Here is a 23,053-nt window from a genome sequence, read left to right as displayed (position 1 = left end):
CAAAGATCGGGCGCGAATGATCGGTTAAATCGATTTGTTGCGCGCAGCCCAATATTGCTCCGCAGTGTCGAAGGCCTGCTCACGCGATTGGCCAAGGCCGCGCAGGGCCAGCGCCATCGTCGAGATCAGCGCCATTTGTGGGTAGCTGTCGACCACGTCACCGCGCCACACCGCTTTCAGGTGTTCCACGTCCAGAGTTGCCGGTTTGACGTGACGTTGCGCCGACAATTGCGGCCATTCCTCGTCCCAGCTATCGCCGCCGCTGGTGCCGTAGAGGTGGCTGTCGGCATCCGGGTTGATCTCGATTTCGCCGCCGTCACCCTTGACCACAATCGCCGTGTCGCCGAGCAAACCGCTGGCATCGCGGTGCACCGCCTGATAGCCCGGGTGGAAGATGCTTTGCAGGCCGCAACGCGCACGCAGTGGGTTGAGAATCCGTGCCAGCGAGTGGATCGGCGAGCGCAGGCCCATGGTGTTACGCAGGTCAATCATCTTTTGCAGCTGCGGCGCCCAGTCCATCAGCGGCATGAATGCCAGCTCGCCGTTATCCAGAGCGCTGCCCACCTGTTGCCAGGTGCGGCACAGGGGAATATTCAGCTCGCCGAGCAGTTGTTCGGTGTACAGCCGCCCAGCGGTGTGCGCGCCGCCGCCGTGCATGAAAATGCGCACGCCGTTCTGTGCCAGACACTTGGCCGCGAGCAGATACCACGGCAGATGGCGCTTCTTGCCGGCGTAAGTCGGCCAGTCCAGATCGACATTCAATGCCGGCGCCTGCAAGCGCTCGCGCAGGGCCTCGGTGAAACCGGCCATCTCCTCGGCGCTTTCTTCCTTGTGGCGCAGCAACATCAAGAATGCGCCGAGCTGGGTGTCCTCGACCTTGTCGTCGAGGACCATGCCCATGGCTTCGCGGGCTTCTGCACGGCTCAGGTCGCGCGCACCGCGCTTGCCCTTGCCGAGTATCCGCACGAACTGAGCGAACGGGTGCTCGGCAGGGGTTTCGAGGGTCAGTGCTGGAAAGTCGGTCATAAGCAATTCGTCGGTTTGGGCAGGCCCGCCAGTTTCGCGGCGAGTTTGGCGGGGGTGCCTTTGAACAGTCGGTTCAGGTGCAGGCTGTTGCCTTTGTCCGGGCCGAGTTTCAACGCGGTGTACTTGATCAGCGGCCGCGTGGCCGGAGACAACTGGAATTCTGCATAGAAGCTGCGCAGCAGTTCGAGGATTTCCCAGTGCTCCGGGGTCAACTCGATCTCTTCGGCAGCGGCGAGGGCGCTGGCGACATCAGCCGACCAGTCGCTGAGGTCGACGAGAAAGCCATCCTTGTCCAGTTCGATGGCGCGGGCGCCGACGGTCATGGAATTCATAGCCAGCTGTTGACCTTGTCGTGGTGAATCGACAGTTCGACGAAGGCCGGGTAATCGATGGCCTCGGCCCAGTCTGGAACCTCGATGGCGCGGGCCTGGGCATCCTCGGCAAGTACCAACAGTTTCAGCTGACGGCTTTGCAGTGCGCTGAATGGCGCGGTGCCCGGTTGCAACGCGTAGACCGCATCGCCGGACAACAACAAGGCATCCGTGCTACCGATCAAACGCAGGCAACTGTTCAGGCGATCGTCGCCAAACGGGGAATGAGACAACACGTGCAAGGTCGACATCAGAGGGTGATCACCTGGTCGTAACGGTCAATGAGGGCGGTGATGTGCTCGGCGGCGAGCGGTTGCGCCTCGTCCAGCGACAGGTCGCCGAGACCGCGCATGCTGGCGCTGTCGGCGCAGTAGAACAATTCTTCTACACCAAACATCGGCAGCGCCTGCAGGTTGGCGCTGAGATCTTTCTGTTGCAGCGCCTTGGCGTTCTGCCCGGCAGCCAGTTGCAACACGCCGTCATCGAGAAACAACAAACCGATCGGCAGATCGAACGCGCCACCGGCCAGCACGATGTCCAGCGCTTCGCGGGCGCCGGGGCCGGACCACGGCGACTGGCGGCTGATGATCAACAGCGATTTGGCCATCTCACGCACCTCCGAAGCAGATCAGGCGGTCAGCGTCTTGCACCGCATCATGCAATTGGCCGAGGCCGGACAATTCCCACGGCGCGCTGACCGAAACCGCTGCGCGCTGATAACGCTTGGCTTCTTCACCATTGAGCGCGCCACGGCGCAGGGCCGCGGCAATGCACACCACGCCGTCGAGCTTTTGCTCGCTGATGAACATGCGCCATTGTTTGGGCAGGTCCAGTTCGTCCTGCGGCGTGACCACCGCGTCGGAAGCGTTATAGACGCCGTCCTGATAGAAAAACAGCCGGACAATCTCATGCCCAGCGGCCAGCGCAGCCTGCGCAAACAGCAGGGCGCGGCGCGAGGAGGGCGCATGGGCGGCGGAAAACAGCGCAATGGCGAACTTCATGACGGACTCGATCAGCAAAACTGCGGCCATGATAAAGCTTTATCGAGGCCGCCGCGAAACCTTGTAGGCCCTCGCCTGCTCGCTCCAGAGATTTTGTTGTCCTCGGTTAGCGCGGCATATAGCCCAGTTGCCAGCGCCGCGGGATTTTCAGCGAGAGCAGCCCGATCATCGCCGCCAGCACACCGCTGACAAACATCGCTTTGAGCCCCAGATGATGTTCCAGCACAGCCCCCAGAATCGCGCCGATAAACATCCCGCTCCAGGGCACCAGTTGCACTCGCCAGCCGCTGCGCCGTTCGCCGAGCATCCAGCGGCCCAGTCCTCGTCCGAATCGCGACAGCGCGCCGGTGACATAGGTCAAACCGACCGGCAAGCCATTCACTTCTTCGACCGCCGCGTTGAGCATGCCCATCGCAATAATCGCCGCCAGCAACGCCGGCAGTTGTACATCGAATGGCCAGACCGCCGCCGCGCACAGCAGGGTGGCGATGCACAGCAGCAGGGGCAGCGCCCGACGTCCGCCGAGGCGCGCGACGACAACGCCCAAGGCATTACCGACAATAAAAGTCGCAACGAGGATCAGCAAACGCACGGTCAACCCGACATCGCCATCGCTGATCGCCACGGCGAGTCGGGTGGTATTGCCGCTCATGAACGAGACGAAGTCGCCGCTGGCCATAAAGCCGATGGCGTCGGTCATCCCGGCCAGTACCGAGAGGCTGGCAACCAGCGCCAGACCCACCCGTCCGCGCCACTTCTGTGTGTGCAGATGGCCGGGACTGGCGCGGTGAGTCGAGGCGGATGGCAGCATCGGTGGCGGGTATCCTTTTGCGACAATTACGGTTCTATGCCATACAAATCGCAATATTCCAGCCAATCCATTCCGGCCATCTCCGCGACTTCACGATGTACGTCCAAGCGCTGCGCCTGATACTCCTCAGGTGAATCAGCGGTCAGTTGCAAGGTCAACTCCCAGGCGAACAACCCAAGCTTTTCCGCTTCCTCTTCAAATGCTTCATGCAGTCGCTCTTCGCGATACTGCGCTTGCGTTTCGCCCTTGGCCTGGGCCAGCAACGGGTTGAGGTGATCGAGGGTTTCGCGCAGTTCGGGGCGCGCATCGAGAAACACTTTCAGAGCATGTTCATGTCGCTGGTCGGTAGGCGCCATGGGTTTTCCTTGTGGGGCTGATGACCTTAGGTTGCCGCAGCGGCTGGCGTGTGTCGCGCTATAAATGCAGTAAAGCAGAACGATTCCCGCTGCTGCGATGATACAGTCCGGTTTTTTCTGAATGAGCGAATGCAATGCGAATGCTGATGGTAGCGCTGGCCGCAACGGTATTGGCCGGTTGCGCGGGTTCGGTGATGGACGATGCTCGCACGAAAGCCCCGTACAAGGTGTTGACGTCGGACAAAGCCGAAAAAGACGTGGCGCGGTGCGTGCAGTTTGGCTGGCAGGACGAAGCTGTTTTTGACGTTGACGCGGCAGCGTACCTGGAGCCGCGCAAATCGGGCGGTACGACGGTATATACGCGTTCGGCAGAGTCGTTTGTCGACGTGATTACCGAAGCCTCGGGCACGACGCTGAATTACTACGCGCAGAAAGACGACTTTGTCGCCAAGCGCCGGTTGGCGGCGTTGGCGACCTGCCTCTGATCATGCGTTGAAACGGCTGCCACCTTCGTCGGAACGCTGCCCGGCGTTCCGACGAAGGGGCCGCAACATTCAACCGATCAATCGCTTCTGGAAAAAATGCCGTTTATGCCCCAGGGGGTAATCCAGAATCTCTCCGCATTCGCTGAATCCAAGCTTCTTGTAAAACTCCGGCGCCTGGAAGGAGAAGGTGTCGAGCCAGATGCCAACGCAGTCTTTTTCCCGTGCCAGATCTTCCGCCCTCTGCATCAACTGCGAGCCGATACCTTTGCCGCGACCCTGTTCCGGCACGGCCAGTAACTCAATGAACAGCCAACGATAAAACGTGTGGGCATACAAGCCGCCGAGGATCGCATCGTGTTCATCACGCACTAACAGAGCGATCGGCTCGAAGGTCGACGGTCCGGCTTTGGCTACGTTGTGCGCACGCAGCGGCGCGAGGATGGCTGTGCGTTCTTCTTCGGTCGGGTTTTGCGACAACTCGATACGCAAGTTCATGCAAGACTTCCTTGTGGTTTGAACCCGCAGACTATCCTGCCCGGCGCCTGTCTTCCAAGCCCTGCCTCAACCCGGTGGAACTGCCGCTTACACGCTGCGGTCTAGCCTTTACAGCGTCATTCCAGCACGCGGTTGATGAGGACACCCCATGAATATTTTCGAAGCCCTTCGCGAAAGCCATGACCGCCAGCGCAGCTACGCCAAAACCTTGATCGAGACCAGCGGCGATACGCCGGAACGGGTCGAAGCCTACAAGCAGCTCAAAGCCGAACTGCAAGCCCACGAAACCGCAGAAGAACGGCATTTCTACATCCCGTTGATGGAGTTCGACAACGGCGTCGATCTCAGTCGCCACGCGATTGCCGAGCACCATGAAATGGACGAGATGATGGAGGAACTCGACGAGACCGAGATGTCCAGCCCGGCGTGGCTTGCCACCGCGAAAAAGCTCTCCGACAAGGTTCACCACCATCTCAAGGAAGAAGAACAGAAGTTCTTCCAGATGGCCGGCAAGCTGCTCAACGAAAAACAGAAAGTACAGCTCGCCGGGCAGTACGAAAAGGAGTTCAAGGCGCAACTTCCGTGAGTCTCCAATGCAGGATTTCATGACCTCGACGTGTAGGCCTTTGGCTATAAGTCAGGTGCGAGGCTTCATAATGCACTGTGTTTATATACAGTGTTTTCGGTGTTTTACCGGGTGTGACCGATCAGCCTGCGACAAAACCGCCGATGGACAAAAAATCCGTCTCCGTTAGCTTGAAGGCCTCTCCTCGGAATGGAGAGTTCTTAAATCAACGGAGTGAAAAACATGAACCAACCACAAGCACACACCCAACTGCGACACGGTCGCGTGATCTCCCCGGCAAGCCGCGGTGCGGTGGCGATCGAGCAAGGATTGCTCGGCGCCTGGCAGGTCAACGAGATGGAAGGCGGGAAGAATTTTCCGGCACTGGCGGCGGGGCCATTTCCGGCGCCATACCAGAGCGACTCGGACAGCGTTACGCCACCGGCCGATGGCTACATTCTCAGTGGCGGCAAAACCGATGCCCGTGACTGCGTAAACTTCACCAGTGAAGAAATGAGCAATAAGCTCGGTCGCTCGTTCACCTGGCCGCTGCTCAACGTCACTCCCGGTCAAACCCTCGAGATCAAATGGGAATACACCGCGCCACACACCACGCGCGGCTATCGCTGGCTGATCACCAAGGACGGCTGGGATCCGAAACAACGCATTACTCGTGCGCAACTGGAGGCTCAACCTTTCCTGGAGGACTTCTACACTCAGGTGCCTTATTACAGCTACCCGAACGAGTTGAAGGCCAAGGTCAATCACGCGGTGAAACTGCCAGCTAACAAAAAAGGCCACCACGTCATCGTGCTGATGTGGATCGTTGCCAACACCGGCAACGCCTTCTATCAGGCGTTCGACGTCGACTTCAAATAAGCGGGCATTCGCCTCAATACACACGTTCTGAAGGATTAGAACATGTCAAAAATCGATTTCTCTTTAGTGCCAACCGCGGCGAGCGACGCCGCCTCGCTGATGCCGAGCATCGCCGGCAAGAAGATCCTCATGGGCTTCTGGCACAACTGGCCGGCGGGGCCGAGTGACGGTTATCGCCAGGGCCGCTTCGCCAGCCTCTCGCTGGAAGAAGTGCCGAAGGAATACAACGTGGTGGCGGTGGCCTTCATGAAGGGCAGCGGCATTCCGACCTTCAAGCCGTTCAACGTTTCCGATGCCGAGTTCCGCCGCCAGGTCGGCGTGCTCAACAGTCAGGGCCGGGCGGTACTGATTTCCCTCGGCGGCGCCGACGCGCACATCGAGTTGCACAGCGGCCAGGAACAGCCGCTGGCCAATGAAATCATCCGTCTGGTGGAAACCTACGGCTTCGACGGACTGGACATCGATCTTGAACAAAGCGCGATTGATTTCGCTGCCAACAAGACCGTCCTGCCGGCTGCGCTGAAACGGGTCAAGGACCACTACGCAGGTCAGGGCAAGCACTTCATCATCAGCATGGCCCCGGAGTTTCCGTACCTGACCAGCAGCGGTAAATATGTCGGTTACCTGCAGGCCCTCGAAGGCTATTACGACTTCATCGCGCCGCAGTTCTACAACCAGGGTGGTGACGGTGTCTGGGTGCCTGAGGCCAACAACGGCGCCGGTGCGTGGATCGCGCAGAACAACGATGTGCTGAAGGAGGACTTCCTCTATTACCTGACCGAAAGTCTGGTGACCGGTACTCGCGGCTTTACGCGGATCCCGGCAGACCAGTTCGTCATCGGCCTGCCGGCCAACAACGACGCGGCGGCTACCGGTTATGTGATCGACAAAACCGTGGTCGGCAATGTACTCAAACGTCTGGCGATCAAGGGGCTGCCGATCAAAGGCTTGATGACCTGGTCAGTGAACTGGGACAACGGCAGCAGCAAGGATGGCGTGCCGTACAACTGGGAATTCAGCCGGCGTTATGGACCGCTGATTCACGGGGCGGCGCTGTCTGATGAGGCTGCGGATACCGCAATGGCGCGATAGCGCTAGATGAACAAAGAGCCCGGTAGCGCTGCCGGGCTCTTTTTTTTTAAAAACCTTCGAGGCGGCCAGTCCCCGGCCGTTGCCCACCTTCCAGAACCAACAACCGCTCCTTGGCCTCAAGCCCACCGGCAAACCCGGTCAACTTCCCGGAGGCACCAATCACTCGATGACACGGCGCCACGATGGACAGCGGATTACGCCCGTTGGCGGCACCCACTGCGCGCACTGCCGAAGGATGACCGATCTGCTCGGCGATCTGGCTGTAGGTGCGAGTCTCGCCAAACGGGATGGTCAGTAACGCTGCCCAGACCTTTTTCTGAAATTCGGTGCCGACAAAATCCAGTTCCAGATCGAAGCCATTGCGCGTTCCGGCAAAATATTCTTCAAGTTGCCGGGCGGTTTTCATCAGCACCGGATTGTCCGGGGCCTCAACCATCGGCCCGAGGCGCACGCGATTCGGTTTGTCGTTTTCCCAGAGGATGGCCACCAGTCGTGAACCGTTCGCGACCAGCTTCAGTTCACCGACGGGTGAGGGCAGGGTGATGAACGTGCAGGACATGACGGCAGGCTCCGGAGCAAGGTGTGGACAGCGCTCAGCATACTGCCTGATGGGGGAGGCGCAATGCGCAAACCCGACCATACTGCTTGTTGCTCTTGAAGCGTTCCCCTCTGTTTTGCACAGACCCTAAAAACAAAAAAAGAGATCGACTCATGAAGTACGAACCTTTTGCCAAATCGCTGATAGCGACCTCGCTGGCGCTCAGCTGCCTCATGGCTCACGCCGCTTCGGTGGCGCCGGTCGCTGCGGAAAACGGCATGGTGGTCACCGCGCAACACCTGGCCACGCATGTCGGTGTCGACGTATTGAAAAGCGGCGGCAATGCGGTGGATGCCGCCGTTGCGGTGGGTTATGCGCTGGCGGTGGTGTACCCCGCAGCGGGCAACCTCGGCGGTGGCGGTTTCATGACCATTCAACTGGCGGACGGGCGCAAGACCTTCCTCGACTTCCGCGAAAAAGCCCCGCTGGCGGCGACAGCCAACATGTACCTGGACAAGGATGGCAATGTCATTCCTGATCTGAGTACCCGTGGCCACTTGGCCGTCGGCGTGCCGGGCACCGTCTCCGGTATGGAACTGGCCCTGAGCAAGTACGGCACCAAACCGCGCAAGGAGATGATCGCCCCGGCGATCAAACTGGCTGAAGACGGCTTTGCCCTTGAGCAGGGCGATGTCGAATTGCTGGAATACGCCACCGATGTGTTCAAGAAAGACATGCGCGATTCCGGCTCGATCTTCCTGCATAACGGCGAGCCGATGCAGGTCGGGCAGAAACTGGTGCAGAAAGACCTCGGCAAAACCCTGCGGAGCATTTCCGAGAAGGGCGCCGATGGTTTCTATAAAGGCTGGGTGGCCGATGCGATCGTCACCTCCAGTCAGGCCAACAAGGGCATCATCACCCAGGCCGACCTCGACAAATACAAGACCCGTGAACTCGCCCCGGTGGAGTGCGATTACCGCGGCTACCACGTGGTCTCGGCGCCGCCGCCAAGTTCCGGTGGTGTGGTGATCTGCCAGATCATGAACATCCTCGAAGGCTATCCGATGAAGGATCTGGGCTTCCATTCGGCCCAAGGCATGCACTACCAGATCGAAGCGATGCGCCACGCTTATGTCGATCGCAACAGCTACCTCGGCGATCCGGACTTCGTGAAAAACCCGATCGAACACCTGCTCGACAAAAACTACGCGACCAAACTGCGTGACGCGATCCAGCCACAGAAGGCCGGTGTCTCGGCTGAACTGAAGCCCGGCGTCGCGCCGCACGAGGGCAGCAACACCACCCACTATTCGATCGTCGACAAGTGGGGCAATGCGGTGTCGGTGACATACACCCTCAACGACTGGTTCGGTGCGGGCGTGATGGCGAGCAAGACCGGGGTGATCCTCAACGACGAGATGGACGACTTCACCTCCAAGGTCGGCGTGCCGAACATGTACGGTCTGGTGCAGGGTGAAGCCAACGCCATCGCCCCGGGCAAGGCGCCGCTGTCGTCGATGAGCCCGACCATCGTCACCAAGGACGGCAAAGTGGTCATGGTGGTCGGCACCCCGGGTGGTAGCCGGATCATCACCGCGACCTTGCTGACCATGCTCAACGTCATCGACTACGGCATGGGCTTGCAGGAAGCGGTCGATGCGCCACGCTTCCACCAGCAATGGATGCCGGAGGAAACCAACCTCGAAGACTTCGCCGCCAGCCCCGATACGAAGAAGATCCTCGAGAGCTGGGGCCACAAGTTTGCAGGTCCTCAGGATGCCAACCACATCGCCGCGATTCTGGTCGGCGCGCCGTCGCTGGGCGGCAAACCGGTCGGCAAAAACCGCTTCTATGGCGCCAACGATCCACGGCGCAATACCGGCTTGTCACTGGGTTACTGAGGGCGTAAAAAAGGGGCGGGCTTACGTCCGCCCCTGTCTCAAGGACTGATCAAGGAAGGCTCATCATGACCACCGCATTACTGATCATCGACGTCCAGCGCGCCCTCTGCTCGGGCGAATATCAGTGCCATGACATCCACCGCGTGATCGACACCCTCAACGGACTCAGCGCTCGCGCGCGCAAGGCGGGTGTGCCTGTTGTGTTGATCCAGCACGAAGAGAAGGACAGCCCGTTGGCCCATGGCGCTGAAGGCTGGCAATTGGCCGAAGGGCTTGAGACCTCAGCGAAAGATCTGCGCGTACGCAAGACCACCCCGGATGCGTTCTACCAGACCGACCTGGGCAAACTGCTGCCGAGTGAAGACTTCGAGCGCTTGGTCATCTGCGGTCTGCAAACCGATTACTGCGTCAACGCCACCGTGCGTCAGGCCCATCATCTGGGTTACGACGTGGTGCTCGCCGAAGACGCGCACTCCACCGTCGACAACGGCAACATGACTGCCGAAGACATCATCGCCGAACACAATAAGGACCTGGCCCACCTGACCGGCGCTACTGGCCGTATCGACGTCAAACCCGCAGCCGACATCACCTTCTGACAGCGCACACAAAGCCCTAAGGGTTTACGACATCAGGGATTTCCGGCAGCAGCGCTGGCATACTGCGCGCCGTCCGAAGAATGGAATCTCTCGATGTTCGCTACCTCCCTGCGTCACGCCTTGGTGCTGGCCGCTCTTGCGCTTGCCTGCACCGCCCACGCCAGCAGTTTCGATTGCGCCAGCGCCGCCAGCAAAACTGAAAAAGCCATTTGCGCCGAGGCGGATCTCTCGCAACTCGACGAGCAACTGGCAGAGCGCTGGCGCTCAACCCTGGCCAAGGTTCCCGATCCGCAAGCGCTGAAGACCGATCAGCGCCAATGGCTGAAAAGTCGTAACGCCTGTGGCGACCGGACGGCCTGCTTGCGCCGCCAGTATTTGATGCGTCTGAGCGAACTCGAACACGCGACCCAGCCCTTCAGTTGGGACGCGACCTGGCAACTGATCCCGCCAGGCACCTCCACGGCGGCGACCCTGACCACTCGGCGTCGTGATGCTGCCCACATCAGCTTTGACATTGAGGCGGCCGAGGGGGCCAACTCCGGAAATCTCGACGGCTTGGCCACGCTGAAAAACGGCGAAGCGCATTACGTGAAGGGTGAGTGCGCATTGAACTTCACCCCCATCAATGGCGTATTGAATATTTCGCAAGCTGGCGCGGATGCCGATTGCGGCGGCGGAATGGGCGTGTACTACTCCGGCACTTATGTCGCATCGCAGCAAGCGCTGACGCTGGATTACGACATGCTCAGCCTGGGCCTGGCGCGCACACCGGCGGAGAACCAGATGCTGCACACGTTACTCAAGGGCGATTATCAAACGCTGGTGGAAAAATCCGGCTCGTTGATGGCCGCTGAACCTTCAAACGACGTGCCGGGCAGTGAAGTTGCCGAGATGTGGATGCGCGGCCTGGGCGCCACCGGCGTTGTAATGAGAGCCAGCGACGCGCGTTTCTGGGTGCTGTTGGTGACTTACGACGAAACCGGGCACTCGCGCCTGCGCTACTACACCAACGCAGCGCCGTGGAAAACCCGCCTGCCTGAGGCCTTGCAAGCGTGGCATGAACGCATGAAAGATCATCTGCAACTGCCCGTGGACTTCATGCCCTGAGGCGCACTCACGTCGCAAACAAAACCCCGCGAATCTCGCCGGCCCGCGGCGCCATCACCACGCCCTCCAATACCATTCGGGTAATCGTGTCCGCCGCAGTCTGATAATCCTCATCCTGCGGCTCGGGCCGCCCGGTGATGCAGCCCATCTGCCAGCCAATGTTGGTGTAGGTGCGCGTCGCCGACCAAATGAACAGCATCAGATGCTCCGGATCCACCGGCGCCAGCAAGCCGCGCTCGATCCAGCTGCGTAAACACTCGACGTTGCGCCGTGCCTCGGCGTGCAGCAGGTCGCGACATTCGTCGGGCAACTGGCGGCCGCCCAGCAGCAATTCACCACTGAACACCTTGGCAATCGCCGGATGCTCACGGGCAATGCGAATCCGCGCGGCGACGTAGGCGCGCAAGCCAATCAGCGGGTCATCGCTTTCGCGCAACACCGCCGAGGCTTCCAGCAACGGTTCGACAAACCCCAGCAGCACTTTGCCGTAAAGGTTTTCCTTGGTCTGGAAGTAGTAATACAGATTGGCCTTGGGCACCCCGGCGCGGGCCGCGATGTCGCGGGTCTGGGTGGCGTCGAAGCCGTTGGCGGCGAATTCTTCGCTGGCGGCGGCAAGGATCAACTGCTCGTTGCGCACTCGTATGGCGCTCATGGAAACACGGAATAAATGGACGGCATGGCAAGGTTCTGACGATTTTGGTTTCGTAATATACAAAACTATATAGCGGTCGATCCAGCGAAGTCGACGGGCAGCGCTATGCTGGTTCGATCATTTAATGGCAAACGAGGCGCGGACATGAGTATTCAGGTACAGCGGGCGAGCTCGGCACAGCTGGAAGCTGTCGCGCAATTGTTCGATGCGTATCGGGGCTTCTATGAGCAACTGCCGAACCTTGAGCAATCACGCGCTTTCATCGCCGAGCGCATGGCCGGCAATGAATCTGCGATTTTTCTCGCCCTGGATGACAGGGGTGCCGCGTTGGGATTCGTCCAACTGTACCCGACGTTTTCCTCTATCGACGCCCATCGCACCTGGCTGCTCAGCGACCTGTTCACCGCTCCCGCCGCCCGAGGGCAGGGCGTCGGACGGTTGCTGATGAACACCGCGCGGGACTTTGCCCGGCAAACGGGGGCCAAAGGACTGGTGCTGGAAACCGCCACCGATAACGTCACCGCGCAAGGTTTGTATGAGTCATTGGGGTATGTGCGCGATACGGGCTATTACACCTATCTGCTCGACTTGCGTCAGGGTTGAGTCGCCTCGGTCAACAAGCGCTCGATCTGCGCCAGTTCCCAGGTGCTGAGCAAACTCACCGGATCGGTGCCGTAACGCTGCCAGGTATCGAGCGTGCCTTGCTGGCCAGCGCAACTGTGGGCAAATTCACAGTGATGTAACCGACCACCGGCAAAATCCAGCAGCAGGCGCCAACCCTCGATGTCGACCGTGACCATTGCGGTTTCGCCAGGTGCCTGGCAGACCTTGAACTGCAACACGCCCAACGCCGCGTCACGCAAACGCTGCGACACTTGGCGGGCAGTCAGAAAAGACGACATGTTTGCACTCAATGGCTGTTCCAGCGCGTCAGCATAAAGCGCAGATCGACAAGTGTCAGCGATCACTGGCCCGCTCCCCGACAATTCCGTAACATTCGCCACCCCTTTTTTGCGAACACTCGCGGTCGCGCTCGTCGGCCGCTCAGTCAGGTAAACCATGAAACCGATCCGTCTGCGCGCCGATGTCCTGGCCGGACTCACCACCTCGTTTGCCCTGTTGCCCGAATGCATTGCGTTTGCGCTGGTGGCTCACCTCAACCCGCTGATGGGCCTGTACGGCGCCTTCATCATTTGTACGTTGACGGCATTGTTCGGCGGCCGGCCGGGCATGGTCTCCGGTGCGGCGGGCTCGATGGCGGTGGTCATCGTCGCGCTGGTGGTGCAACACGGCGTGCAATACCTGCTGGCGACGGTGCTGCTGGGCGGTTTGATCATGATGGCCTTTGGGTTGCTGCGCCTGGGCAAACTGGTGCGCATGGTGCCGCACCCGGTGATGCTCGGCTTCGTCAACGGCCTGGCGATCATCATTGCGCTGGCGCAGCTGGAACATTTCAAGAACGGTGAAGCGTGGCTCAGTGGCACGCCGCTGTACCTGATGACCGGGCTGGTGCTGCTGACCATGGCCATCGTTTATATCCTGCCGCGCCTGACCCGTGCAGTGCCGCCGGCACTGGTGGCGATTCTTGGCGTCGGTCTGCTGGTCTACCTGTTCGGCCTGCCGACGCGCACCCTCGGCGACATGGCGCACATCGCCGGTGGCTTGCCGACCCTGGCGTTGCCGGACATTCCATGGACTTTTGAAACCCTGCGCATCATTGCGCCTTACGCAATCCTGATGGCGCTGGTCGGTCTGCTGGAAACCCTGCTGACCCTCAACCTCACCGATGAAATCACCGAAAGCCGTGGCTACCCGGATCGCGAGTGCGTGGCACTGGGCGCGGCGAACATGGTCAGTGGCGCGTTCGGAGGCATGGGCGGTTGCGCGATGATCGGCCAGACCGTGATCAACCTCAGCTCCGGCGGGCGCGGGCGTTTGTCGGGTGTGGTCGCTGGCGTGCTGATTCTGCTGTTCATCCTGTTTCTGTCGCCGCTGATCGAGCGAATCCCGCTGGCGGCGTTGGTCGGGGTGATGTTCGTGGTGGCGCAGCAGACCTTCGCCTGGGCCTCGTTGCGCGTGATCAACAAAGTGCCGCTCAACGATGTGCTGGTGATCATCGCGGTGACCACCATCACCGTGTTCACCGATCTGGCCACGGCGGTGCTGTGCGGCATCATCATCGCCGCGCTGAACTTTGCCTGGCAGCAGGCGCGCGAGTTGTATGCCGATGAACATCTGGAGGCCGACGGCAGCAAACTCTATCGCCTGCACGGCACGTTGTTTTTCGCCTCGACCACGCCGTTTCTCAATCAGTTCGACCCGGCCAATGATCCGGCCAAGGTGACGCTGGACTGCCGGCATTTGAGCTTTGTCGATTACTCGGCGATTGCCGCTTTGCAAACCCTGCGTGAGCGCTACGCCAAGGCGGGCAAGCATTTGCAGGTGTTTCATCTGTCCGAACGCTGCAAGAAACTGCTCAAGCGCGCGGGTGAAGTACACCAGTAATTAAGGGTGGGAACGAGCCTGCTCGCGAAGGCGGCCGGTCATTCAACATTGATGTTGGCTGATCCGACGCTTTCGCGAGCAGGCTCGCTTGGTTTGTGTATTTCAGATGCTGTTGTCGATGGCCGGGAAGTCGATGTCGGTCAGCGCCGCATTGTTCAGGTAGTTGGTCAGGCTCTGCACCGCGACCAGTGCGATCACTTCAATGATCTTCACGTCGTCGATACCGGCAGCGCGGGCCGCGGCTATCTGCTCGTCACTCAAATGGCCGCGGCCTTCGGTCAATTGACGGGCGAGGGCGGCGTAGGCGTTGAGTTCACCGTGACGCGCCGCAACAATATCGTCTGCCGACAAACCGGCCTTGCCGGCAAACAGCGTGTGCGCCGCCAGGCAATAATCGCAACCGTTGACCTGCGACGTGGCGAGGTACACCGCTTCTTTTTCCTTGGCGCTCAGCGAGGTTTTGCCGAGGATCGCCGAAGCCTGCACGTAGGTTTCCAGGGCCACCGGGGCCTTGGCCAGTGTGGTGAAGACGTTGGGCAGGAAACCGATTTTCTTCTTCACGCCTTCCAGCACAGGGCGGCTGGCGTCGGTGGCGGTGTCGAGGCTGATAGCGTGGATGCGGCTCATGGTGATGCTCCGAAAGTCCGGTGCGAAGTGCGCCGGGGATGGAGGCCATGTTATGGGTCGAAGCTGGCGCATTGGCGGCAAATCGTCGAGGATATGCGGCAGATCGTCCAGATATGTTTGTCGGAGTCACCCATGGATCGCCTGTCTACGTTACTCAGCCACTTCGGCGTCAATGCCGGCACTTTCCACAGCGGCACGTTGTGCGGCATCGCGGTTCATGAAGACGAGCCGGTCGGGCATGTACACCTGTTGCGGGCCGGTGAATTGCTGGTCAAACCCGGCCATGAACGCGAGATCAGGCTCAGCGAACCGTCGCTGATCTTCTTTCCCCGACCCTTTCCCCATCGGATGTTTGCCGACGAGGCCATGCACAGCGAAGTGGTCTGCGCGACGCTGACCTTTGACGGCGGTTCCGGCAATGCTTTAGCGGCGGCGCTGCCGGATTATCTGGTGCTGAAACTCACGGAAATTCCAGAGCTGACGGGCACCCTCGAATGGCTGTTCAAGGAGGCCTTCGAAGCCCATTGCGGGCGGGTGGCGGTGATGGATCGGCTGTTCGAATTGCTGGTGATTCTGCTGCTGCGCCACCTCATCGGCCGCAGCGAGCAATCGCCGGGGATGATGGCCGGGCTGGCCGACCCGCGCCTGTCGCGCGCCCTGAATGCGATGCACGAACAACCGGAAAAACCTTGGAGCGTGGCCGAACTGGCGGCCATGGCCAACTTGTCCCGCGCCGGTTTTGCCGAGCAGTTTCGCCGTGTTGTCGGGCAAACCCCGGCCGATTACCTGCTGAGCTGGCGGGTCAGCCTCGCGCAGAAACGTCTGCGCGAGGGCAGGCCGATGGCGTTGATCGCCGAAGAGGTCGGCTATGAAAACCCTTCGGCGCTGGCCCGGGCGTTTCGCCGCAAGACCGGGCTCAGCCCGCGAGAATGGAAGGCCGGTTCCTGAGGGATTATCTGGCGAATTTCTTCGCCCCGGCGACACAGCCGATGACGCCCAACGTCACGGCCAGCATGCCGGCGCTGACGTGTTCGTGCAGCAGCGTCGCGGCCAGCGCCAAACCGAAAAACGGTTGCAGCAACTGCAACTGACCGACCGCCGCGATACCGCCCTGAGCGAGGCCGCGATACCAGAACACAAAACCGATCAACATGCTGAACAGCGAGACGTAGCCCAGGCACAACCACGCGGACAGGCTGATAGCGCTGAACGAAGCGGGCGCCAGCCACAGACTCAGCAGCGCCATCGCCGGCAGCGACAACACCAGCGCCCAGCAGATCACCTGCCAGCCACCGAGGGTGCGCGACAGTTTTGCGCCTTCGGCATAGCCGAGGCCGCAGGCCAGAATCGCCGCGAGCATCAACAAATCACCGGTCGGCGAAGCACGCAAACCTTGCGACAGGGCGAAGCCAACCACCAGTGCGCTACCGAGAATCGAGAAGATCCAGAACACCGGACGCGGTCGTTCACCGCCACGCAGTACGCCGAAAATCGCCGTGGCCAGCGGCAGCAACCCGACAAACACAATCGAATGCGCCGACGTCACGTGTTGCAGCGCCAACGCGGTCAGCAACGGGAAACCGAGCACCACGCCGAGCGCGACGATCACCAACGACCACCACTGCTGACGCGCCGGGCGCCGTTCGCGAAACAGCCACAACAGCGCCACTGCGCACAGCCCGGCGATGGCTGCGCGCGCCACCGTGAGAAACACCGGGTCGAACTCTAGCACCGCCAGGCGCGTGGCCGGCAGTGAGCCGCTGAAGATCACCACACCGATAAAGCCATTGAGCCAGCCGCTGGTTTTTTCCATGGCCGGGTCGGTCAGATTCGAGGTTCGTTCCATACGCAGTTGTGCTCGGAAGTGGGGTTGCGTTGCAGGTATCTTGGGACCGAGAATCAGCACAATCAAAAAATTGTCATGGATACATCTCGACATGCCGCGCGCTCGCTACAAGACACTGGTAGATGCTTACGCAGCGGACATCCGCGCGGGGCGATTGGCACCGGGCACACGCTTGCCGACGCACCGTGAACTGGCGGCCAGCGCAGGCCTGGCGTTGGTCACCGCCTCGCGGGTGTACGCCGAGCTGGAGGCGATGGGCCTGGTCAGCGGTGAAACCGGACGCGGCACCTTCGTGCGCGAAACCGCGTTGTCACCGGCGCAGGGCATCGACCAGAAGGACGTGGCGGTCGGCATGGTCGACCTCAACTTCAACTACCCGTCGCTGCCCGGTCAGGCCGAACTGTTGCGCACCGCGTTGCGCCAGTTGGCTCTGTCCGGCGACCTTGAAGCGTTGTTGCGTTATCAGCCGCACGCCGGTCGCCAGCACGAACGCGCTTCGGTGGCGCGACACCTGCTGAGCCGCGGGGTGTGCGTCGACGCCGGGCAAGTGTTGATCGTCAACGGCGCGCAGCAGGGCCTGGCGGTAACGCTGATGGCCCTGCTCAAACCTGGCGATGTGATCGCAGCGGATGCGCTGACCTATTCCGGCTTCAAGGTGCTGGCCGAAGCGCTGCATCTGGAGGTGGTGGCGATCCCGGTCAATAACCACGGTCCGGACCTTGCCGCGCTGGAAAAGCTCTGCCGCAGCCGTTCGGTACGTGCCGTTTACAGCATGCCGACTCTGCACAATCCGCTGGGGTGGGTCATGCCCAGTGAACAGCGCGAGCAACTGGTGGCGATTGCCCGCCGGCATGACCTGACGATCATTGAAGACGCGGCCTACGCCTTTCTGGTGGACAACCCGCCGCGTACGCTGATCGACATGGCGCCGGAGCGCACGGTGTACGTTTCCGGGCTGTCGAAAAACATCGCTACCGGTTTGCGCGTCGGCTTCATTGCCGCGCCGATCGAAACCGTGCCGGCGCTGGAACGGATCATTCGCGCCACGACTTGGAACACCCCCGGGGTGATGACCGCAATGGCCTGCGGCTGGCTCGACGACGGCACGGTGATCCTGCTTGAAGAGCAAAAACGCAACGACGCCAGAGCCCGTCAGGCGTTGGCCGCCGAGTTATTGCAAGGCTTGCCGTGCATCGGCCACCCGTCCTCATACTTTCTATGGCTGCCGTTGCCGGAAGATGTGCGTGCCGATCAGATTGTCATGGAGTTGATGCACGAACAGATTTCGGTGACCACGGCCGAACCGTTTTCGGTGTCGGCGCATGTGCCGCATGCGATCCGTCTGGCACTCGGTTCGGTGGCGTTGGACGTGTTGCGCCAAGCACTGACCACGGTCAGAAAAGTCATTGCCGCTTACCTGTAAAAAGCCACCCCGGCGGCGCGAGCACAAGCGGCCCCGCCACAAATGGTAGCCTTGCCACCTTTGCACGACATTGTTTGGATTGCCCGATGAAAAACACCGTTGCTCTGACGCTTACCCTGATCTTCACCGCAGGCCTGTTCAGCACATCCGCCGACGCCGCCGGCGACCCGGAGGCCGGGGGAAAAATCTTCCCGCGCTTGTGCGGTGGCTGCCATCAGGTCGGCGAGTCCGCCCGTCCGGGATTCGGCCCGCAACTCAACGGCATCATTGGCCGCAAGGCTGGCACTTCGGCGAACTACGTGTATTCCGATGCGATGAAAAACTCCGGCCTGACCTGGGACCGGGAAACGCTGACGGCGTACCTCAAGGACCCGAAAGCTGTGGTGCCGGGCACGCGGATGATTTTCTGGGGGCTCAGCGACGAGGAAAAACTCGACAACCTGTTGGCGTATCTGCAGAGCTTTTCGCCGGCGGACGTGCAGCAGGTCCCATAATCCTCGCAAGCGCAGGCCGATCCTACTGGGGCAGGCTGGTGTTTTCCTGGCAAGCCACCTGGTTGCGACCTGCCGCTTTCGCCTGATACAGCAATTGATCGGCGCGCTTGATCAGGGCCGTGGGGCTGTTGTCCGCCGGGTCGGTCAGGGCCACGCCGATGCTCACGGTGACCCGTTCGACGACCGGGAAGTGCGCGCCGGCAATCGCCGCGCGAATCTTTTCCGCAACCACTTCTGGCGTGTCGGGTTGCGCGATTTCCGGCAGCAGCACGGCGAACTCTTCACCGCCATAACGCGCAACGAAATCGGTGGTGCGCAGGGTGCTGCCAATCAACGCGGCCAATTGCTTGAGTACGTCATCGCCCACCGCATGGCCGTGGTTGTCGTTGATGCGTTTGAAGTGGTCGGCGTCGATCAACAGCAGCGCGAACGGGCGCCCGGTGCGGCGTGACAGCAGGGTGTATTCGGTGAGTTTTTCGTCGAAGCGCCGACGGTTGTAAACGCCGGTCAGCGCGTCGTGCGTCGCCAGGCTGAGCAGTTCGGCATTGGCTTGCATCAGGTCGGCGGTGCGTTGCGCCACGGTGGCTTCCAGCGATGCATTGGCCTCTTGCAATTCGCGCTCCTTGCCGAGCAACGATTGCGTCATGGCGTCGATTGACTGGCCAAGTTGGGCAATCTCGCGCACCGGATGCTGCAACGGGAAGTGCGCGCCGGGCTGATTGTTCTGCACCTGCTTGGCCGAGCGCGCGAGTTGCTCGATCGGACGGCTCAAGTACAACGCCAGGTAATAGGCGACCAGACCGAACAGCACAGCGGCGAACACACCCAGCGAGAGCAATTTATACAGCAGCAGACGCGCCGGTTGCAGGGCGGTTTCCAGAGGCTGGCGTACCGCGATCGACCACGACAGCGCGGTGCCCGACGGTGTCGGCACGGTGACCATGCTGGTCAGATAACCATTGCCCACCGACCAGCCGGGCGCCCGTGAGTCAGTCACTGGCAACTGCTGGCCCATCAGTGCTTCGGGGTACAACACTTTACCGTCGTGATCGACGATCAGCGCTTCGATGTCCGGCGCGCTGTTTTTATGCGAGAGCGCTGCCGATTCGACAATGCGCGTCACCCAACTCCAGTGTGCATGCGCGCCCAGCACACCGATGACTTGCCCGTCAGCGTTACGGATCGGCGCGGCAAAATCGATGAAACGCAACGGTTCGCCGTTCGGCGTTCCCGGCAGCAATTTGGCCAACAGCACCGCTTCATGCGGGTCACCGGTGTATTCGCCACGCACACCGGCCTGAAACCATGGTCGCTGCGCCACCGATTGACCGACCAGCAAACCGTTCACCGCTTGATGCACGTTGCCGTCAGCGTCGGTGACACCCATCCATGCATACTCGGCGCGGGCCTGGGTGCGCAGTTGCATCGATTTGAGAATCGCCGGGTTATCCAGATCGCCGCGTTCCAGGTGCGGCGCGCGGCTGAGCAGATACACCTCCAGTTGCCGTTCGCGCAACTGTTCACCCAACAACGAGGCGGCCGAGCGCGCGGTATTGAGCAACGCATTGCCGCTGGCCTGCTTCATTTGTTCGGTGGCGATATGACCAACGTAAAAGCCCACGCTCAACAGCGTCAGCAAGGACAAACCGGCAAACCACAGGGTGAGATGGCTACGCAGACTGGCTTTGAGCATGGGCGAGGTCTGTTCTTATTAAAAAGTGCGGCCATGGTATGCGACATCGTCAACCGCCTGCCAGCCAACGGCTTGATGAAAACTCGCCAGCATTGATGTTAATGAGCCAGCATTTTCGGTAGAGTGTGCGCCGCTCGAGAGATGGATCCCGGGCGTTTTCCCATGGAGTTTTGCAGTGAAATACCTCAGCAAAGTAGTCGCCGCCGCACTGTTCGGTGTGGTTCTGGCAGGTTGCACCGGCACCCCGATGAACACCCAGCATTACGACAGCAGCCAATACACCGTGATTGGCCATAGCGAAGCGACCGCCACCGGCCTGCTGCTGTTCGGCGTGATCCCGATCCAGCAGAACAGCCGCTTCGTCCGCGCACAGAATGCCGCGATCAAAGCCAAGGGCGGCGACGCAATGATCAACACTCAGGTTCAGGAAAACTGGTTCTGGGCATGGGTTCTGACCGGTTACACCACCAAGATCTCCGGTGACGTGGTCAAGCTGAAAACCGTGCAATAAGCACCGTTTGAACGCAAAAAAGCCCGGCTGATCAGGCCGGGCTTTTTATTGGGATTGCGCTTGAAACAGTGATTCAAGCGACGCGACGTTCGAGCAGACGATCCGAACCACCTTCAGCAACGCGGCGTTCCAGCAGACGATCCGAGCCACCTTCGGCAACGCGGCGTTCCAGCAAGCGATCCGAGCCACCTTCAGCGACGCGGCGTTCGATCAGACGATCCGAGCCACCCTCGGCAACACGACTTTCAATCAACTTGTCCGAGCCGCCTTCAGCGACCATGGTATGAGCCGGGGTTGCGGCAAATGCGTTAACTGCGAAAACCGAGAATGCGATGCCGAGAAGGGTTTGGCGTTTCATGATCGTGTGCTCCAGGGTAGTTGTTTGTCTGGAGCCGATGTTACGCCGCGGATTTTTTATGAGAACTTCATTGCCGTGATGGTGAACATCGACAGCAATGATGGTTGCCCGAACCCGCGGCAAGCGCGTGCAGGAATGGCTTCAGGCTGTGGCTCAGGACGGCTTCACCGCTCGCACACACAACTCCCCCGTCGCACGCACCAGCGCCAACTCATGCAGCGCATCCCGTGTCAGGCCACGACGCGCCTCGGCCAGCCACACCGGGCATTGCGGATCATGCCGATACGGCGCGAAGTCAGCGTATTGCTGCAACAGCCGGGTTTGCAGCTCATCCAGCCGTGGGCGAATCTGTTTGCCGAGATCCGGGCGCTGTGTATCCGGCGCTGCGCCTGCTGCTTGCCATTGCGCCAACAGGCCGTATTGCACCAGTTTATTGGCCTCCATTTGCGCCGCGAGCAATGGCGCGACATCCTCGGGATCGAGCGCATGCTCGGCGGCGAGCGCGCGGGCATTGGCCAGCACTTGCGCCTCGCGCGGTGTGTCCTGAATCGGCTTGCCACTGTCCCACTTGGTCAACGCCACCAGGTCGCCGATGTTCAGGCGCTCGTTCAGCGTCGTCAGCAATGGCAGCAGCGACTGGGGCGCGGGGGCGGCATGAGCGGTGCTGGCGACCAGTGCGAGCAAGGCGCCGCTCAGCAGGCGTGACGGTTGCAACATGGGCAGGATCTCGATTGGCCTTCAAGGGCGTGTTGTTTATCACGGTTTCGCGGGTGAGGGCATCAACGTCTTTCCCTCAACTGATGGCGCCTGCGACCGATACAGACTTGTCACAACGCCACGATCGATGTTGATTTCTCCACAGAGCCAGGAAGCACAATGTCCCGAATACTCATGCTGTTGATGGTTGCGCTGTTCTGTTCCAGCGCTGTCGCGCAAGCCACCGCACCCGGAAGTCAGGCCTTCGATCAGTTCCAGACGGCGTTTTGGCAGTGGCAGGGCAACGTACAAACGCTGGTGGCCATGGCGGCGGAAAAAACACCCGACAAAGCCAAGGGACTGGCCCTGGTTGAACAGATCAAGCAGGACAAGATCGAGACCGATCGTTACTTGCAGCAAGCCATTGACGACGGCAGTGCGGCGGCTCTGTATACCAAGGCGCGCATGGTCCTGTTCGCTGATCCGGGCAACCTCGATCTGACCAAAAAGCGCGAAACCGCGTGTGGGCTGTATGGCGAAGCGGCGCAGAAAGGCCTGATCATCGGCGCCATCGCTTACGTGAACTGCAGCAACACGATCCCGAAGACCTCGCGCTACGACGAGAGTCGAACCTTGCTGCGCAAAGCGTTGAACGCCGGCGATGTTTATCAGGACGTTTATCCGTTTGCGATCAATCATGCGTACTGTTTCGAGCGAGTCATCGAACCGCTGAAGGAGGGCGAAGACGCTCTGGAAAAAATGAAGGTCTGGGCTCAGCCGACCCTGCTGGAAGCCGAAGAGGCGCGGGCGGAAGGTTTCTACTTGCTGGCCGCTGACTATTCCTCGCCGACCAGCCAACAGTCGCAGGAGGATCTGGACAATGCCTGGCGTGCCGGTTGCAAGACCGATGGTCTGCGCCTGAAACCGAAGCGTTGAAAGGGCAGCTGATCGGCCTGTGCGGGGTTTGAAAACCGGCCCTGATGCGCCGGCCCGTGATCGGCTGTCTTGCCATGTCAGCTTCA

The 23,053-nt window shown here is 60.7% G+C and carries 29 protein-coding genes and 1 pseudogene; 14 read left to right on the top strand and 16 right to left on the bottom strand.

The features are described 5' to 3' along the window. Nucleotides 1–24 precede the first annotated feature (24 nt). The 7 genes from WA225_RS05055 to WA225_RS05025 form a co-directional block, all read right to left on the bottom strand. A complete protein-coding gene (locus WA225_RS05055) occupies nt 25–1,026 on the bottom strand; it encodes a glycosyl transferase family protein (protein WP_422607097.1) in 1,002 nt (333 codons plus the stop codon). Then, nucleotides 1,023–1,358, bottom strand: coding sequence for a TusE/DsrC/DsvC family sulfur relay protein (locus WA225_RS05050; RefSeq protein ID WP_401043115.1), 336 nt, complete (start codon nt 1,356–1,358; stop codon nt 1,023–1,025). Before WA225_RS05050 ends, WA225_RS05055 begins: the two co-directional genes overlap by 4 nt. Next, nucleotides 1,355–1,648, bottom strand: a complete 294-nt coding sequence (gene tusB / locus WA225_RS05045; RefSeq protein ID WP_422607096.1) for a sulfurtransferase complex subunit TusB — start codon at nt 1,646–1,648, stop codon at nt 1,355–1,357. The genes WA225_RS05050 and tusB overlap by 4 nt, the downstream gene beginning before the upstream one ends. Beyond that, on the bottom strand, nt 1,648–2,004 hold the full coding sequence (tusC, locus tag WA225_RS05040) for a sulfurtransferase complex subunit TusC (protein ID WP_422607095.1): 357 nt from the start codon (nt 2,002–2,004) through the stop codon (nt 1,648–1,650). Before tusC ends, tusB begins: the two co-directional genes overlap by 1 nt. Nucleotide 2,005: 1 nt before the next feature. After that, nucleotides 2,006–2,398: a sulfurtransferase complex subunit TusD gene (tusD, locus tag WA225_RS05035; RefSeq protein WP_422607094.1), complete on the bottom strand. Its 393-nt coding sequence runs from the start codon at nt 2,396–2,398 to the stop codon at nt 2,006–2,008. A gap of 106 nt (nt 2,399–2,504) precedes the next feature. Then, the gene (locus WA225_RS05030; protein ID WP_422607093.1) at nt 2,505–3,209 is read right to left on the bottom strand and encodes a YoaK family protein; all 705 of its coding nucleotides are present in this window, start codon (nt 3,207–3,209) and stop codon (nt 2,505–2,507) included. Nucleotides 3,210–3,235: 26 nt separating this feature from the next. After that, entirely contained in the window at nt 3,236–3,565 is a 330-nt protein-coding gene (locus WA225_RS05025; RefSeq protein ID WP_422607092.1) for a DUF6388 family protein, read from the bottom strand. A 134-nt stretch (nt 3,566–3,699) separates the two neighbouring features. On the opposite strand from WA225_RS05025, the gene WA225_RS05020 reads away from it, so the two are divergent. Further along, nucleotides 3,700–4,050, top strand: coding sequence for a hypothetical protein (locus tag WA225_RS05020; RefSeq protein WP_064117810.1), 351 nt, complete (start codon nt 3,700–3,702; stop codon nt 4,048–4,050). 69 nt (nt 4,051–4,119) lie between these two features. Here WA225_RS05020 and WA225_RS05015 read toward each other — a convergent pair whose 3' ends face one another. After that, nucleotides 4,120–4,545 (bottom strand): GNAT family N-acetyltransferase, encoded by a 426-nt coding sequence (locus WA225_RS05015; RefSeq protein WP_064390654.1) that lies wholly within the window; start codon nt 4,543–4,545, stop codon nt 4,120–4,122. A gap of 148 nt (nt 4,546–4,693) precedes the next feature. Here WA225_RS05015 and WA225_RS05010 point away from each other — a divergent pair, with 148 nt between their 5' ends. From WA225_RS05010 to WA225_RS05000, 3 genes are all read left to right on the top strand, one after another. Then, complete coding sequence (locus WA225_RS05010; RefSeq protein WP_422607091.1) at nt 4,694–5,131, top strand: hemerythrin domain-containing protein; 438 nt, start codon at nt 4,694–4,696, stop codon at nt 5,129–5,131. A gap of 222 nt (nt 5,132–5,353) precedes the next feature. Beyond that, a complete protein-coding gene (locus WA225_RS05005; RefSeq protein WP_422607090.1) occupies nt 5,354–5,989 on the top strand; it encodes a lytic polysaccharide monooxygenase auxiliary activity family 9 protein in 636 nt (211 codons plus the stop codon). Between the two features lie 42 nt (nt 5,990–6,031). Next, nucleotides 6,032–7,081: a chitinase gene (locus tag WA225_RS05000; protein WP_422607089.1), complete on the top strand. Its 1,050-nt coding sequence runs from the start codon at nt 6,032–6,034 to the stop codon at nt 7,079–7,081. 46 nt (nt 7,082–7,127) lie between these two features. On the opposite strand, the gene WA225_RS04995 is transcribed toward WA225_RS05000, so the two are convergent. Then, nucleotides 7,128–7,640, bottom strand: a complete 513-nt coding sequence (locus WA225_RS04995; protein ID WP_422607088.1) for a methylated-DNA--[protein]-cysteine S-methyltransferase — start codon at nt 7,638–7,640, stop codon at nt 7,128–7,130. A 152-nt stretch (nt 7,641–7,792) separates the two neighbouring features. Here WA225_RS04995 and ggt point away from each other — a divergent pair, with 152 nt between their 5' ends. The 3 genes from ggt (at nt 7,793) to WA225_RS04980 (ending at nt 11,226) form a co-directional block, all read left to right on the top strand. Then, the gene (gene ggt / locus WA225_RS04990) at nt 7,793–9,520 is read left to right on the top strand and encodes a gamma-glutamyltransferase (RefSeq protein WP_064120952.1); all 1,728 of its coding nucleotides are present in this window, start codon (nt 7,793–7,795) and stop codon (nt 9,518–9,520) included. Nucleotides 9,521–9,585: 65 nt separating this feature from the next. Then, the gene (locus tag WA225_RS04985) at nt 9,586–10,119 is read left to right on the top strand and encodes a cysteine hydrolase family protein (RefSeq protein WP_422607087.1); all 534 of its coding nucleotides are present in this window, start codon (nt 9,586–9,588) and stop codon (nt 10,117–10,119) included. 93 nt (nt 10,120–10,212) lie between these two features. After that, entirely contained in the window at nt 10,213–11,226 is a 1,014-nt protein-coding gene (locus WA225_RS04980; RefSeq protein WP_422607086.1) for a lysozyme inhibitor LprI family protein, read from the top strand. Between the two features lie 7 nt (nt 11,227–11,233). Here WA225_RS04980 and WA225_RS04975 read toward each other — a convergent pair whose 3' ends face one another. Further along, a complete protein-coding gene (locus WA225_RS04975) occupies nt 11,234–11,878 on the bottom strand; it encodes a TetR/AcrR family transcriptional regulator (protein WP_422607085.1) in 645 nt (214 codons plus the stop codon). Between the two features lie 144 nt (nt 11,879–12,022). Here WA225_RS04975 and WA225_RS04970 point away from each other — a divergent pair, with 144 nt between their 5' ends. Next, entirely contained in the window at nt 12,023–12,481 is a 459-nt protein-coding gene (locus WA225_RS04970) for a GNAT family N-acetyltransferase (protein ID WP_422607084.1), read from the top strand. Here WA225_RS04970 and WA225_RS04965 read toward each other — a convergent pair. Beyond that, nucleotides 12,472–12,780 carry a DUF7693 family protein gene (locus WA225_RS04965; RefSeq protein ID WP_422607083.1) on the bottom strand — a complete coding sequence of 103 codons (309 nt, stop codon included), beginning with the start codon at nt 12,778–12,780 and terminating at the stop codon, nt 12,472–12,474. The two genes, WA225_RS04970 and WA225_RS04965, sit on opposite strands and share 10 nt — an antisense overlap. 157 nt (nt 12,781–12,937) lie before the next feature. On the opposite strand from WA225_RS04965, the gene WA225_RS04960 reads away from it, so the two are divergent. Continuing rightward, on the top strand, nt 12,938–14,383 hold the full coding sequence (locus WA225_RS04960; RefSeq protein ID WP_422607082.1) for a SulP family inorganic anion transporter: 1,446 nt from the start codon (nt 12,938–12,940) through the stop codon (nt 14,381–14,383). Between the two features lie 102 nt (nt 14,384–14,485). Here WA225_RS04960 and WA225_RS04955 read toward each other — a convergent pair whose 3' ends face one another. Further along, nucleotides 14,486–15,010 carry a carboxymuconolactone decarboxylase family protein gene (locus WA225_RS04955; protein WP_422607081.1) on the bottom strand — a complete coding sequence of 175 codons (525 nt, stop codon included), beginning with the start codon at nt 15,008–15,010 and terminating at the stop codon, nt 14,486–14,488. 132 nt (nt 15,011–15,142) lie between these two features. Here WA225_RS04955 and WA225_RS04950 point away from each other — a divergent pair, with 132 nt between their 5' ends. After that, entirely contained in the window at nt 15,143–15,958 is an 816-nt protein-coding gene (locus tag WA225_RS04950; protein ID WP_422607080.1) for a cupin domain-containing protein, read from the top strand. A gap of 4 nt (nt 15,959–15,962) precedes the next feature. Here the strand turns inward: WA225_RS04950 and WA225_RS04945 are convergent, their stop codons facing one another. After that, nucleotides 15,963–16,856, bottom strand: a complete 894-nt coding sequence (locus WA225_RS04945) for a DMT family transporter (RefSeq protein ID WP_422607079.1) — start codon at nt 16,854–16,856, stop codon at nt 15,963–15,965. A 91-nt stretch (nt 16,857–16,947) separates the two neighbouring features. On the opposite strand from WA225_RS04945, the gene WA225_RS04940 reads away from it, so the two are divergent. Together WA225_RS04940 and WA225_RS04935 are read left to right on the top strand one after the other, a co-directional pair. Then, nucleotides 16,948–18,279, top strand: coding sequence for a PLP-dependent aminotransferase family protein (locus WA225_RS04940; RefSeq protein ID WP_422607078.1), 1,332 nt, complete (start codon nt 16,948–16,950; stop codon nt 18,277–18,279). 86 nt (nt 18,280–18,365) lie between these two features. Next, nucleotides 18,366–18,773, top strand: coding sequence for a c-type cytochrome (locus WA225_RS04935; RefSeq protein ID WP_422607077.1), 408 nt, complete (start codon nt 18,366–18,368; stop codon nt 18,771–18,773). A gap of 22 nt (nt 18,774–18,795) precedes the next feature. Here the strand turns inward: WA225_RS04935 and WA225_RS04930 are convergent, their stop codons facing one another. Further along, the gene (locus WA225_RS04930) at nt 18,796–20,466 is read right to left on the bottom strand and encodes a sensor domain-containing diguanylate cyclase (protein ID WP_422607076.1); all 1,671 of its coding nucleotides are present in this window, start codon (nt 20,464–20,466) and stop codon (nt 18,796–18,798) included. A gap of 175 nt (nt 20,467–20,641) precedes the next feature. Between WA225_RS04930 and WA225_RS04925 the strand changes: the two genes are divergently transcribed. Continuing rightward, nucleotides 20,642–20,977 (top strand): hypothetical protein, encoded by a 336-nt coding sequence (locus tag WA225_RS04925; protein WP_064120934.1) that lies wholly within the window; start codon nt 20,642–20,644, stop codon nt 20,975–20,977. A gap of 76 nt (nt 20,978–21,053) precedes the next feature. On the opposite strand, the pseudogene WA225_RS04920 reads toward WA225_RS04925, so the two are convergent. Together WA225_RS04920 and WA225_RS04915 are read right to left on the bottom strand one after the other, a co-directional pair. Then, nucleotides 21,054–21,335 (bottom strand): annotated as a pseudogene (locus WA225_RS04920) (hypothetical protein); the annotation flags it as partial. Nucleotides 21,336–21,488: 153 nt separating this feature from the next. Then, nucleotides 21,489–22,052, bottom strand: a complete 564-nt coding sequence (locus WA225_RS04915) for a chorismate mutase (protein ID WP_422607075.1) — start codon at nt 22,050–22,052, stop codon at nt 21,489–21,491. A gap of 159 nt (nt 22,053–22,211) precedes the next feature. On the opposite strand from WA225_RS04915, the gene WA225_RS04910 reads away from it, so the two are divergent. Further along, complete coding sequence (locus WA225_RS04910; protein ID WP_422607074.1) at nt 22,212–22,967, top strand: hypothetical protein; 756 nt, start codon at nt 22,212–22,214, stop codon at nt 22,965–22,967. The last annotated feature ends 86 nt before the right edge of the window (nt 22,968–23,053 follow it).

Origin of the sequence: Pseudomonas sp. (assembly GCF_049300855.1) — a bacterium.
Lineage (GTDB): Bacteria > Pseudomonadota > Gammaproteobacteria > Pseudomonadales > Pseudomonadaceae > Aquipseudomonas.
This window is presented reverse-complemented; position numbering and strand designations above follow the sequence as displayed.